The sequence below is a fragment of the Flavobacterium sp. LC2016-13 genome (assembly GCF_009707955.1).
Taxonomy (GTDB): domain Bacteria; phylum Bacteroidota; class Bacteroidia; order Flavobacteriales; family Flavobacteriaceae; genus Flavobacterium.
The window spans coordinates 557,820-570,727 of sequence record NZ_WMDQ01000002.1; the positions used below are offsets into that span (position 1 = coordinate 557,820).

Consider the following 12,908-nt stretch of genomic DNA (forward strand, 5'->3'; position numbering starts at 1 on the left):
GAGAATGGCTGATATTTTGTTACTCTGTTTGATTAAAACACTCCTGATTATTAATATATAAGCCGAAAAACTAACGAGCATATAGCAGTTATAAACATAATAGTTTAATAAACCGGTCCAGTACGTAAAGTAATAGCCAATAATTTCAGTCAGTATCGAAAACCAAATTAAAATAACTAAAAATTTAGCTTTTTTACCAGGAAGTTTGTGTGACGAAATCAAACCAATAATTCCTGATAATAAAGCTAAATAGATAATATAAGATCTTAAAAATTCAAACATAATTTTTTAATAGATTAAACTTGGTGGTCTGCCAATATTTCCATAATTCATAGGATCAAGACTTTGTATATCGACAGTTTCTTCTTCTTGCTCTTCAACCAAAGCAAAACTTTGAACTTTAGGCGTTTTTGATTTTACTTTTTTTCCGGTTGGAACCAAAAATAAAGTGGTTAATCCTGCTTTTTCTCCGTGTTTTTCATCATCCGGATAAACTCCAAAATAAAAACGAATACCATCAACAGCATATCCATCTTCAGCTCCTTTTGTTTTTGCGTAATGAATGTATTTTTCTAATTCTTCTATAGAATACCAAATGGCATTTGCATCTTCTTTTTCAACAGACTTTGCTTTTAGATTATTAGTCTGTTTTTTATTGTTGTAATTCAGATTTAGCTGTTTAGCAAATTCTTTTGTAATTAACTGATTTGGTTTTGCGGGAGGGTTTTTCATGATTGTAGTTTGATTATGGTTAAAAGTTTAGTTAACAAATATTTTTTTAAATATTTTGGGCAAAATTATTTTAAAGCTTTGATTGATACAAGGGTGAAATCACCCTTTTTTTTAGGGTAAATTTATTTGAAAAAATGGGTTAAAATACTATTTTATACTATTTTATAAAAAATCATTTTTGCATTGTTCATTTTATAAATTTAAACGAATAAATAAATATGAAAAACCTTTGTAATGTTTGATCGAATGAATTTTCAAGAAAAAAATGAACATCAAGTCAATGTTTTATCTAACAAACGCAAAGTTCGCGAAGGCTTGCGTAAAGAAAGTAAATTTTTACAAACTTAAAGTCGCCAAAATTTAAAAAATCTTACGAAACCCTTCGCGAACTTTCCGGCACAATTAGATTCAAAATAGGGGAGTCTGAAACTTAAAAACTATAAAAAAACAAAACCCGACAGATTCTAAAAATCTGTCGGGTTTGATGTTTTATAAAAATAAGGTTTTATCTTAAACTTGCTCCAAGTTCAGTCTCAAAAGTTTGTTGCAATTTCGACATGATTTTATCAATTTGAGCATCTGTAAGCGTTTTTGAATTATCCTGAATCGTAAAACTTAACGCATAAGATTTTTTGCCTTTCGGAAGTTTTTCACCTTCGTAAACATCAAATAAATTAACGTCTTTCAACAGCACTTTCTCTGTTTGTTTGGCCAGGTTATAAATACTTTCGTAAGATGTATTATGATCAATCAATAAAGCTAAATCTCTACGAACTTCCGGATATTTAGGAATTTCAGAATATTTGATTTTCCCTGTAATAATTTTTAAAACCAAATCCCAGTTGAAATCAGCAAAATAAACATCTTGTTTAATACCGAAATGTTTCAATATTGGTTTTTTAACAACTCCCATTTCAACTAATGTATCGTTGTTATAACAAATTGAAGTTCCTTCAGAAAAAATATCGGATTGCACAGGCGCATTCGAAATCTTTTCAATTCCTAAACGATTTAAAATTGCCGTAACATATCCTTTTAATAAAAAGAAATCAGTTGATTTTTGAGAATTTGTCCAGCTTTCTTTATTTCTGTTTCCGGAAATAGATAAAGTCAAATGTTTATGTTCTTCATAACCATTTAAATATTTATGGTACGATTTTCCAAATTCAAACAATTTCAAATCTGAATTTCTTCGGTTGATATTATAAGAAATCGCTTCTAGTGCAGAAAACAACAAAGACTGACGCATTGTCGATAAATCACTGCTTAAAGGATTTAACATCGTAACATTATGTTCTTCTTTTAAAACAGCCGATAGTTTTGTATAAGCAGCTGTTGTTAGAGAATTTGCCATCATTTCATGAAAACCTTGCGAGTTCAATTGTGATGCAATTACATTTTGCACTTTATAATCTTCTGTTCTTGGCGAATTAGAAACGGTTGCATTAAATTTTTGAGAAAAATCGATGTTATTATAACCGTAAACTCTCAGGATTTCTTCGATTACATCAATTTCACGTTGTACATCAACACGATATGCCGGAATTGTTAATCCTAAACCAGAATCAGAAACACTATTTACTTTAATGTCTAAAGAAACTAAGATTTTCTTGATGGTATCTTTTGGAATTTCCTGACCAATAATTTTCGAAACATGATCGAAATTCAATAAAACAGAAAAATCTTCGACTTTTTTAGGATATACTTCTACAACATCAGAAGTGATTTTTCCTCCGGCAACTTCCTGAATTAAAAGAGCTGCACGTTTTAAAGCATATTCTGTTATTGTTGGGTCAATTCCTCTTTCAAATCTAAAAGAAGCATCAGTATTTAAATTATGTCTTTTAGCTGTTTTACGAACGCTAACAGCGTCAAAATAAGCACTTTCTAAGAATATAGTTGTTGTTCCGTCAGTAACACCTGATTTTTTTCCACCAAAAACTCCTGCAATACAAAGCGGTCCTTTTTCGTCGCAAATCATCAAATCTTCAGCATGCAATGTTCTTTCAACATCATCTAAAGTGGTGAATTTTGTTCCTTCCGGAAGTGTTTTTACAATTATTTTTCCATTAATTTTTGATGCATCAAAAGCGTGTAAAGGCTGACCTAATTCATGTAAAACATAATTAGTAACGTCAACAATATTATTTTTTGGAGTTAATCCGATTGCTTTCAAACGATCTTGTAACCAGCTTGGAGATTCTGCAACAGAAATACCTGAAATCGTTAAACCACAATATCTTGGCGCTAAATGAGAATCTTCAACACTTACATCAATTTTTAATGTACGCATCTCAACTCTAAAATTACTTACCGATGGTGTAATCAATTCTATATTTACACCACGTTGCAACATTCCCGCTCTTAAATCGCGCGCCGTACCAAAATGGCTCATAGCATCAGCACGATTAGGCGTTAAACCTATTTCGAAAACTTCATCGCTTGTTATTTGAAACACTTCAGAAACAGGTGTTCCCGGAACTAATTCTTCATCAAGAATCATGATTCCGTCGTGGCTCGTACCTAATCCTAATTCATCTTCCGCACAAATCATTCCGTGACTATCCTGTCCGCGAATTTTTCCTTTTTTAATGGTAAATTCAGCACCGTCTTTATCATATAAAATAGTTCCGATAGTAGCTACCGGTACTTTTTGTCCTGCCGCAACATTTGCAGCCCCGCAAACAATTTGTATAGGAGCGTCTCCACCAATATTTACGGTTGTAACTTTTAATCTGTCAGCATCAGGATGTTTTTCGCAAGTAAGTACGTGTCCTACAACAACTCCTGCTAAACCGCCTTTTACCGATTCGTATTTCTCGACAACTTCAACTTCCAGACCTAAATCTGTTAGTAATTCTGAAGTTTCTTCCGAAGTCCAGTCCGTTTTAATGAATTGTTTTAACCAGTTGTAAGATATTTTCATGTTAACTTTTTTGTTCTTGAATAAGATTACAAATATAAGGATTGCGTGTGGTAGTAAGAAAGAAATTATTTGGTTTTTTTTGATAAGGAACAAAGGTGCAAAGGTACATAGAGACAAAGGTTCAGAAGAACAAAGGTTTAGTAGGTTGTATTGCTTAAAATATTTGATTTTTCTATCTGTGCGATGTAGTAAACCCGACAGTCCCGAAGCCTCGGGATAAAACCTGTCGGGTTTGTTGTTGTAGACAAAGTTTGTGTCATTTCGACCGGAGGGAGAAATCACATCCAGAGAGCAACGAACCGGAATTTCGTTATATGATTTCTCCCTCCGGTCGAAATGACACAAAATGCGTCTTTAAAATAACGCTTTAAGTTCCCCAAAAAAAAACCTCAGAACCTCAGAACCTTTGCAACTTTGAACCTCAGAAAAAGAACTAATCTAAACGCCCAATCTGCGAAGGCAATTCAAATATTTCAAGATCAAAGTAAATAACCGAAGCCATAACATGATCAAAAATATCAGACATTATATATTCGTAATTTGCCCAGCGTTTGTCGCTCGAAAAAGCATAAATTTCTAACGGAACTCCATGTGCGGTCGATTGTAACTGACGGCACATAATGTGCATGTCTTTGTTTAAGCCAGGATGCGTTACTAAATATTGCATAATATATTTTCTAAACAAACCTAAATTAGTCATGTTTCGGCCATTTAGCGCAAGACTTTTATCGACACCGTGCACATTATTGTATTTTTCAATTTCAGCTTGTCTTGTTTCGATATAAGAACTTATAAGCTGAACTTTTTTCATTTGGTTCAAATCTTCATTATGAAGAAAACGAATGCTGCTGCTTTTTATTAAAATATGCCTTTTAATACGTCTTCCGTCAGATTTCTGCATACCGCGCCAGTTCTGAAAAGAGTCTGAACTCAAAGCATACGTTGGAATCGTCGTTATGGTATTATCAAAATTTCGCACTTTTACCGTCGTTAAATTAATTTCGATAACATCTCCATCTGCACCAAATTTTTCCATCGTAATCCAGTCGCCAATACGAACCATGTCGTTTATCGCAACCTGAACACTCGAAACAAATCCTAAAATAGTATCTCTGAAAATCAAGATAATAATAGCAGAAAGAGTTCCTAAAATGGTTAAAAGTTCTCCTTTTTTAATTCCGAATAAAGTAGAAATTATAAGAGCAACTCCAAAAATCCATAATACAATCATAATAACCTGAACGAAACTGTCGATAGGTTTGTCGCTGTATTCCGGTTTTTGTTTTAAGTAATCACGAATCGAATTAAAAATTGTTCTAACGATCCATAAAGTGATTAATACAATATAAATCCCAACGATTTTTCCAAAAAGAGATTCCCAATATTCGTATTTATCCAAAATAATGGGAACGGCTTTATAAATAAAAAAAAACGGAATTAAATACGCCGTGTATTTTGTTGTTTTATTGTGAATTAAATAATCGTCAAATTTCGTTTTGGTACGCTGTGCAAAAATGGCCGTCAGCGTAACTAAAACAAATTTGGCAACATAATATATAGCAAAAGCCAGCGCCACCATAATGGCGATATTAAAGACAAGGCTTATATAAGACGCAAAGTTGCGGCTCATGCCCCAATGCCTAAAAAGAGGATATAAGAAATTGAATATTTTATCCAAAAGGCTATGCATTATTTTCTAAATATTTTTTCTCAATATAGAAAGTTCCGAATGGAATAAGCGAAGCAATTAATATAATTCCGAAAGTTTTTAAATCCCAGTTTTGAGATTTTCTCAGTAAAATTGCCAATACAATATAACCTATAAATAAAACGCCATGTGTCATTCCTAAAGGGCGCAATAAAGTATGATAAAGTTCAGGATTGTTGGTTTTAATAATCAACATATTAGCAAATAATACCAAATATGAAATTCCTTCTAAAATGGCAGTAACCTTAAAAATCTTGAGCATATAGCTGTTCTTTTGAGTTTATATAAGCAAAATTAAGTATTAGGATTGGTTTTTGAGTTATGTATCAGGAAAGTAATTTACTTTTGTAGTCTTAAACTTTGATAATGAGCAAACGCGATTTAAAAAAATATTTAGCCGAATTAAATAAAGAACAACTCGAAGAGCAGCTTATTGAGTTGTATGAGAAATTTAGTCCCGTAAAAGTGTATTATGATTTCGTTTTTAATCCAAAAGAAGACAAACTTTTACAGGAATCGAAGGTTAAAATTTCACAGGAATATTTCCCTGTCAAAAAGCCAAATGCAAAATGGCGTCCAAAAGCAAAAATGCGTCGTTCTGTAGCTCAAAAAATCATAAAACATTTTATCATGCTGGGTGTTGATTCTTTTATTATTGCAGATTTAATGCTTTATAACATCGAAATAGCACAAACATTCTCATCGAATAATTTTATTAAGCAGGAATTGTTTTACAAAAGTATTCTGAATTCTTTTGAGCAAGCAGTAAATTTTGTCATTTCGAACGGAATTTTGAATGAATTTAAATCAAGAATAGTAGAAATTCAACAGCAAACTATTCAACAAAAATGGAAAAACAAGTACGATTTTGAAGTTATTTTAGATAAAATCGACTAAAAAAAGCACTTCTCATAAAAAATCTTATTTAAAAAAAAGATTTATTTTACGTTAAAATAGGACGAATAACTGTTTTTTAGGTGTATTTTTGCAAAAATCCAAAAATTAACAATGTCTCAAAACACTTTAGAAATAGAAAGAGAAGAGAAAAAAGAACTTTATGCATATCAAAAAGGCGATATCGATGCCATTTTTGAACGTTTAGACAATGCTCCTCCGCAACATCATTTATTATATCAATTGCCTACAGGTGGAGGAAAAACAGTAATTTTTTCTGAAATCGTTCGCCGTTATTTAGCTAATAATGATAAAAAAGTGGTGGTTTTAACGCATCGTATAGAACTTTGTAAACAAACCTCAAAAATGCTAAAAGGGTTTGGTGTTTCTAACAAAATTATCAATAGTAAAGTAAAGGAATTGCCGGATCAGAATGATTATTCTTGTTTTGTGGCAATGGTTGAAACTTTAAAAAACCGTATCAATGATGAAAAATTACATCTTGATAATATCGGTTTGGTTATTATTGATGAGGCACATTACAATTCATTTAGAAAATTATTAAACTCATTCAAAAATGCTTTTATTCTTGGAGTAACAGCAACGCCTTTGAGTTCGAATATAAAATTACCAATGCACCAGAGTTATGATGAACTTATTGTGGGAGACACTATTAGTTCGTTGATTGACAAAGGTTTCCTTGCACGTGCAACTACTTATAGTTATGATGTTGGATTAACATCATTAAAAGTAGGTATCAACGGAGATTATACCGTAAAATCATCTGATGATTTGTATACGAATACCGTTATGCAGGAAAAACTTTTGCATGCCTATACTGAGCGTTCTTTAGGTAAAAAAACCTTGATTTTTAATAACGGTATTCACACTTCATTATATGTATATGAAACTTTTAGAGAAGCAGGTTACGACATCAGACACCTTGATAATACAAGCAGTTCAGAAGAACGTAAAGATATTTTGGCATGGTTTAAGAAAACTCCGGATGCGATTTTAACTTCTGTTGGAATCTTAACAACAGGTTTTGATGAACCAACGGTAGAGACTATTATATTAAACAGAGCGACAAAATCGCTGACATTATATTACCAAATGATTGGTCGTGGATCTCGTAAATTACCTGGTAAAGACGAGTTTACGGTTATCGATTTAGGAAACAATGCAGCACGTTTTGGTTTATGGAGCGAGCCAGTAAACTGGCAGCATATCTTTAAATCTCCTGAATTTTATTTGGAGAATCTTCGTGATGATACTGAAATCGAATTGTATTTTAAATACAGTATGCCTCCGGAATTACGTGCAAAATTTAGTAAAACTCCTGATGTTACTTTTGATGTTGATGAAGAGCATAAATTAATCATCAAACAAAATTTACGTTCTAAAGTAGTATTAGACAAATCGTTAGAACAACATGCAGGTATGTGTGTTGATAATACTGAAACATTGCAGGAAGCAAAATCTTTAGGTAAAGAACTTGAGGACGATATCGAATGCAGAATTAAGCGTTATGCAAAATGTTTGAGCCAATGCAGTAAAAACTACCGAGAATGGCTGGTTGATGATTATAAATTGAAATTGGTTTTATTGATCGGTAAAAAATACCGTGAAAAAATCATGAACGAACCTGACGAATAGAGAAATTTTGTTTCAGGTTTAAGGTTTCAAGTTTTTTTTGGAATCTAAACAAAATTATATTCTTATAAAGGAGAAATAGCATTTTAGAGTAATTTATTCTATTGCGATTTCTCCTTTGCAAATTACTAGAAACTCATTTTTAAGTTCTCAAAGCAACCTGAAAATTGAAACAAATAAAAACAAAATAAACAAAAATAAAAGATGTCTAAACAATTCTCAGCATTAGGAATTTCAGCACCAATTTTAAAAGCTTTAAGCGAATTGAACATTGTTGAACCAACAGAAATTCAACAAAAAACAATTCCTTTACTTTTATCTGAAACTCATGATGTTGTTGGTTTAGCCAAAACGGGAACGGGAAAAACAGCCGCTTTCGGATTGCCTTTGTTACAATTAATAGATGTAGCATCTCCAATTGTTCAGGCAGTAATTTTGGTACCAACGAGAGAACTTGGACAACAAATATTTAGAAATTTAGAAGATTTCGGAAAACATATTCCGAATATATCTATAGCTTCAACTTGTGGTGGAATCCCAATAAAGCCACAAATTGAGCGTTTATCGCAACCAACTCATATTGTTGTAGCAACACCGGGACGTTTAATCGATTTGATTCAGCGTAAAGCAATTGATTTAAAACAAACACAATATTTAGTTTTGGATGAAGCCGATGAAATGGTTTCGATCCTAAAAGAAAGTCTTGACGAAATCGTTGCCGAACTTCCTAAAAAACACAGAACTTTATTGTTTTCGGCTACTTTACCCGGAACAATTAAACAATTGATTCAGAATTACTTAAATAAAAATGTAGTTCAGGTTAGTGCCAGCATGGAAACTGTTGGTAACCAGGGAATTGATCACGAATATATTGTTGTTGACCCAATTGAAAAATTAGATGTTTTAATGCATTTTTTGAATTCAAAAGATGGAGAACGTGGTATTATTTTCTGTAAAACAAAAGCTGCAGTCAATAAACTGGCTAAAAACCTGGCTATAAATCGTTTCTCTTCGGGAGCACTTCACGGAAGTTTATCTCAGGGAATTCGTGACAGAATCATGGAGCAATTTCGCGAGGGACATATTAATATTTTGGTAGCTACAGATTTAGCAGCAAGAGGAATTGACGTTAAGGAAATCTCTTATGTTGTAAATTATCATTTGCCTGACACGTACGAAAACTACGTTCACCGAAGCGGAAGAACGGCTAGGGCAGGAGCTAAAGGGCTTTCACTAACGGTTTTACAGCAAGAAGAATTAGTGGAGATTCCGGAATTTGAAAAAGAATTGGGATTGAAATTTACTGAATTCAAAAAACCTTCGGCAGTAAGTTTAGAAGAAAATAATACGCTTTTATGGGCGAAACAAATCTTCAAAACAAAGCCAAATCACGATATTTCAACTGATTTGAAAACAAAGGTAAAAACGGTTTTTCATCATCTTACCAAAGATGAATTAATTGAAAAATTATTAGCCAATTATGTTTTGCAAAACAAGGTTGAAATAACTGAAAAGCCTGTTAAAAAATTCAAAAAGTAATATTTTAGAATGCTGTTTTTCCTGATTTGTGTTGTATTTTTATAAGTTATTTTAAACTTTCAAAATACAACATACATTATCTATGGAAACTATTGAAATTCGAAAAATAGCTTTAAACGAGATTGATCAATTGCAAAAAATTGGCCGACAAACTTTTTATGATACTTTTTCAGAATCAAATTCTGAGGAAAATATGAAAAGCTATTTGGATGAGAAATTCTCTAATGAAAAACTGACTGCAGAACTTACCAATAAAGACTCTGAATTTTATTTCGCTATTCTGCAAAATGAAATAATTGGTTACTTAAAAATCAATTTTGGAGATTCACAAACAGAATTAAAAGACAATAAAGCGCTTGAAATTGAGCGTATCTACGTTTTAAAAGAATTTCACGGAAAGCATGTTGGGCAATTACTTTACGAAAAAGCAATTGAGATCGCCAAAAGCAAAAATTCTCAATATGTTTGGTTAGGAGTTTGGGAAGAAAACTACAGAGCTGCTCGTTTTTATAAAAAAAATGGTTTTGTCGAATTTGACAAACATATTTTTAAACTGGGAAATGACGAGCAAACGGATCTTATGATGAAACTTAAACTGACAAATTAATTTTAAAAATAAAACTTAAAAAGGGGTTTTGTATGTGGAATTATAATGTTAAATTTATAAAGCTGCGAGAAGCAGAATAGTTTTACTCATAAAACCTATTTAATAAATAATATATATGAAAATAGTCATTATTGGAGGTGGTTTTGCAGGTATAAATCTTGCAAAAGAACTTGTCAACCAGCCAGAAATACAAGTAACACTTGTAGACAAAAACAATTATAATTTTTTTCCACCACTAATATATCAGGTTGCTACCGCTTTTTTAGAGCCTTCCAGTATCAGTTATCCTTTCAGAAAATTTTTTGCAGGTAAAAAGAACCTTCAGTTTCGTTTGGGCGAATTACTATCTGTAGTTCCTGCAGAGAATAAAATAATCCTTAACAACGGCGAATTAAATTACGATTATTTGGTTTTTGCCACCGGCGCAGAAACAAGTTATTTTGGTATGGAAAACGTAATGAAAAACGCCATTCCGATGAAAACCTTAAATGATGCCATCGAAATGCGTAATGCGTTACTTAAAAACCTTGAAAAAGCCGCCATTACTAAAGATATTCGTAAACGTCGTAAATTATTAACTATTGTTGTTGCCGGTGGAGGCCCAACAGGAGTAGAAGTTTCAGGAATGTTTGCTGAAATGCGAAAAAATATTTTATTGAGAGAATATCCGGAACTGGAAACATCTGCGAGTAATGTTTATTTAGTTGATGGAGGAGATGCGCTACTTTCACCAATGAGTGAAGCTTCTCAAAAAGACACGCTTGAGGCGCTTACAAAATTAGGTGTTGTAGTCAAACTACATACACGAGTTACTGATTATGTTGATGATACTGTATTTTTTGAAAATGGAGAAACAATCAAAACCAAAAACTTAATTTGGGCGGCGGGAGTTTCAGCTAAAATTTTTGAAGGAATTCCAAAAGAAAGCTACGGTCGCGGTCGACGTATGGCAACAGATCAGCATAATAAAGTAAATGGTCTTGAAAATATTTATGCCATTGGAGATACAGCAATTTTAGCCGGAGATAAAAATTTCCCTGACGGACATCCGCAAGTGGCTCAGGTTGCTATTCAGCAAGGATTAAATTTAGCCAAAAACTTTAAAGCAATCGTAAAGAATAAACCTCTTAAAGCATTCGCTTACAATGATAAAGGTTCTATGGCAATTATAGGAAAAAACAAAGCTGTTGTAGATTTACCAAGTCCAAAATGGCATTTCAAAGGATTTTTTGCCTGGGTAATCTGGTTGTTTATTCACTTGATTTCATTAATAACTTATAGAAACAGATTAAATACTTTTTGGAATTGGATGGTGGCTTATTTCGCAAGAGATCAATCTCTTAGAATGATTATCAGACCGGATAAAAAACAGGAAATAAATTAAATTTAAAAAATAAGAATAAAAAAAAATCCAGAACTTAGATTCTGGATTTTTTTTTGACTCATTTTGTATCATTTCGAAGAAGAAGAAGAAATGACACAATTATAATAATTAATGCCCAACAATTACATCATCATCCGCAGACACTTCAACTTTTTCTTTGATAAAACGTTTCCCTATATTTAAAACTATAAAAGCAATAATAGTAGTTACAGTCATGATAAGAACCATTGGCGCTACAGAATCTTTTACAAAAACGCCGACAGCAAATGATGCTAAAGCTCCCAAGCCTAATTGAATAGCACCCATTAAAGCAGAAGCAATTCCTGCATTTCTGGCAAATGGAGCCATTGTAAGTCCCGCAGTATTTGGATTTGAGATTCCTAAACAGCCTAAAAACAAAAATAACATTGCAATTGTTGTATATAATCCTAATAGGTTATTTACAGAAAGTATCAGGAAAACAATACTTATGACAGATTGTAAAATCAATGCAGCAAAAATCATTTGTTCGCTCGAAAATCTTTTCAATAAAACAGAATTTAATTGGCTTGAACCAATAAAACTCACAGACATAAAGGCAAAAATCCAACCGTAGATTTTGGCATCAACGTGATAAATATCCATAAATATTATAGGAGAGGCCGCTACGTATGTAAATAATCCCGAAAAAGCTATAGAACCGGTAAACGCATAAGTATAAAATTGTGGTTCTTTCAACACTTTTATAAAGCCTGAGATAATTGGCTTTGGTTTTAATGAAACTGAAGTATCAGGTTTGTAACTATTTGGTAAACCGAATTGTGCGGCAATTAAAATAGCGATTCCCATACACATCAATATAAAAAATACCATATGCCAGCCAAAATCTTCTGTAACATAACCACCAATAGTTGGCGCTAACATTGGCGAAAGCCCAAGAACAAGCATTAATAATGAAAATACTTTTGGAATATCTTTTACAGGAAACAAATCGCGAACCATTGCTACCGAAGCTACGGTCGCAGCACAGCTACCAATTGCCTGAATAAAACGCAAGAATATAAAAGTATCAATATCAGCTACATAAACGCATCCTAAAGAAGCCAATATGTAAACCAGTAAACCAATGAATAATGGTTTTTTACGTCCGAAACGGTCTAACAATGGACCGTAAAGTAATTGTCCGGCAGAAATTCCAATAAAATAACTTGATAAACTCATCGAAACTTTAGCCACAGTGGTATGCAAATCATTTGCAATGCCTGAAAAACCAGGTAAATACATGTCGATTGAAAAAGGACCAAGTGCTGTTAAAGAACCTAAAATAAGAATGAGTTGAATATATTTTTTTGTTGTCATTTTCTTAAAACTTTGCTTTTTATTTCGTGCAAAGATAAATATTTAGTACCTTGATATATATAATAATCGCATTTATGCAAAAAATGGATATTATGTAAGTTTTAAAAATTGTTTTGAAACTATAACT

The 12,908-nt window shown here is 32.3% G+C and carries 10 protein-coding genes; 5 read left to right on the forward strand and 5 right to left on the reverse strand.

Annotated elements, in window-relative coordinates; all coding sequences use genetic code 11:
- Positions 1 to 288: 288 nt before the first annotated feature.
- The 4 genes from GKZ86_RS06315 to GKZ86_RS06330 all read right to left on the reverse strand — a co-directional run bounded on the left by GKZ86_RS06315 (position 289) and on the right by GKZ86_RS06330 (position 5,628).
- Positions 289 to 732 carry a hypothetical protein gene (locus GKZ86_RS06315; RefSeq protein ID WP_154782251.1) on the reverse strand — a complete coding sequence of 148 codons (444 nt, stop codon included), beginning with the start codon at positions 730 to 732 and terminating at the stop codon, positions 289 to 291.
- 505 nt (positions 733 to 1,237) lie between these two features.
- Positions 1,238 to 3,658 carry a phenylalanine--tRNA ligase subunit beta gene (pheT, locus tag GKZ86_RS06320; RefSeq protein ID WP_154782252.1) on the reverse strand — a complete coding sequence of 807 codons (2,421 nt, stop codon included), beginning with the start codon at positions 3,656 to 3,658 and terminating at the stop codon, positions 1,238 to 1,240.
- 433 nt (positions 3,659 to 4,091) lie between these two features.
- Positions 4,092 to 5,348: a mechanosensitive ion channel family protein gene (locus GKZ86_RS06325; protein ID WP_154782253.1), complete on the reverse strand. Its 1,257-nt coding sequence runs from the start codon at positions 5,346 to 5,348 to the stop codon at positions 4,092 to 4,094.
- Positions 5,341 to 5,628 (reverse strand): DUF3817 domain-containing protein, encoded by a 288-nt coding sequence (locus GKZ86_RS06330; protein ID WP_154782254.1) that lies wholly within the window; start codon positions 5,626 to 5,628, stop codon positions 5,341 to 5,343. Before GKZ86_RS06330 ends, GKZ86_RS06325 begins: the two co-directional genes overlap by 8 nt.
- Before the next feature lie 104 nt (positions 5,629 to 5,732).
- On the opposite strand from GKZ86_RS06330, the gene GKZ86_RS06335 reads away from it, so the two are divergent.
- The 5 genes from GKZ86_RS06335 (at position 5,733) to GKZ86_RS06355 (ending at position 11,443) form a co-directional block, all read left to right on the forward strand.
- Positions 5,733 to 6,263, forward strand: coding sequence for a DUF6155 family protein (locus GKZ86_RS06335; protein WP_154782255.1), 531 nt, complete (start codon positions 5,733 to 5,735; stop codon positions 6,261 to 6,263).
- A gap of 111 nt (positions 6,264 to 6,374) precedes the next feature.
- Entirely contained in the window at positions 6,375 to 7,916 is a 1,542-nt protein-coding gene (locus tag GKZ86_RS06340) for a DEAD/DEAH box helicase (RefSeq protein ID WP_154782256.1), read from the forward strand.
- Between the two features lie 201 nt (positions 7,917 to 8,117).
- Positions 8,118 to 9,452 carry a DEAD/DEAH box helicase gene (locus GKZ86_RS06345; protein WP_154782257.1) on the forward strand — a complete coding sequence of 445 codons (1,335 nt, stop codon included), beginning with the start codon at positions 8,118 to 8,120 and terminating at the stop codon, positions 9,450 to 9,452.
- A gap of 82 nt (positions 9,453 to 9,534) precedes the next feature.
- Positions 9,535 to 10,059, forward strand: coding sequence for a GNAT family N-acetyltransferase (locus tag GKZ86_RS06350; protein WP_154782258.1), 525 nt, complete (start codon positions 9,535 to 9,537; stop codon positions 10,057 to 10,059).
- A gap of 115 nt (positions 10,060 to 10,174) precedes the next feature.
- On the forward strand, positions 10,175 to 11,443 hold the full coding sequence (locus tag GKZ86_RS06355) for an NAD(P)/FAD-dependent oxidoreductase (protein WP_154782259.1): 1,269 nt from the start codon (positions 10,175 to 10,177) through the stop codon (positions 11,441 to 11,443).
- Positions 11,444 to 11,551: 108 nt separating this feature from the next.
- On the opposite strand, the gene GKZ86_RS06360 is transcribed toward GKZ86_RS06355, so the two are convergent.
- A complete protein-coding gene (locus GKZ86_RS06360; protein ID WP_154782260.1) occupies positions 11,552 to 12,781 on the reverse strand; it encodes a multidrug effflux MFS transporter in 1,230 nt (409 codons plus the stop codon).
- Between the last annotated feature and the right edge of the window lie 127 nt (positions 12,782 to 12,908).

Coding starts and splice junctions, on each gene's coding strand:
- GKZ86_RS06315 (WP_154782251.1), bottom strand. CDS start 732: ATGAAAAACCCTCCCGCAAAACCAAATCAGTTAATTACAAAAGAATTT.
- pheT (WP_154782252.1), bottom strand. CDS start 3,658: ATGAAAATATCTTACAACTGGTTAAAACAATTCATTAAAACGGACTGG.
- GKZ86_RS06325 (WP_154782253.1), bottom strand. CDS start 5,348: ATGCATAGCCTTTTGGATAAAATATTCAATTTCTTATATCCTCTTTTT.
- GKZ86_RS06330 (WP_154782254.1), bottom strand. CDS start 5,628: ATGCTCAAGATTTTTAAGGTTACTGCCATTTTAGAAGGAATTTCATAT.
- GKZ86_RS06335 (WP_154782255.1), top strand. CDS start 5,733: ATGAGCAAACGCGATTTAAAAAAATATTTAGCCGAATTAAATAAAGAA.
- GKZ86_RS06340 (WP_154782256.1), top strand. CDS start 6,375: ATGTCTCAAAACACTTTAGAAATAGAAAGAGAAGAGAAAAAAGAACTT.
- GKZ86_RS06345 (WP_154782257.1), top strand. CDS start 8,118: ATGTCTAAACAATTCTCAGCATTAGGAATTTCAGCACCAATTTTAAAA.
- GKZ86_RS06350 (WP_154782258.1), top strand. CDS start 9,535: ATGGAAACTATTGAAATTCGAAAAATAGCTTTAAACGAGATTGATCAA.
- GKZ86_RS06355 (WP_154782259.1), top strand. CDS start 10,175: ATGAAAATAGTCATTATTGGAGGTGGTTTTGCAGGTATAAATCTTGCA.
- GKZ86_RS06360 (WP_154782260.1), bottom strand. CDS start 12,781: ATGACAACAAAAAAATATATTCAACTCATTCTTATTTTAGGTTCTTTA.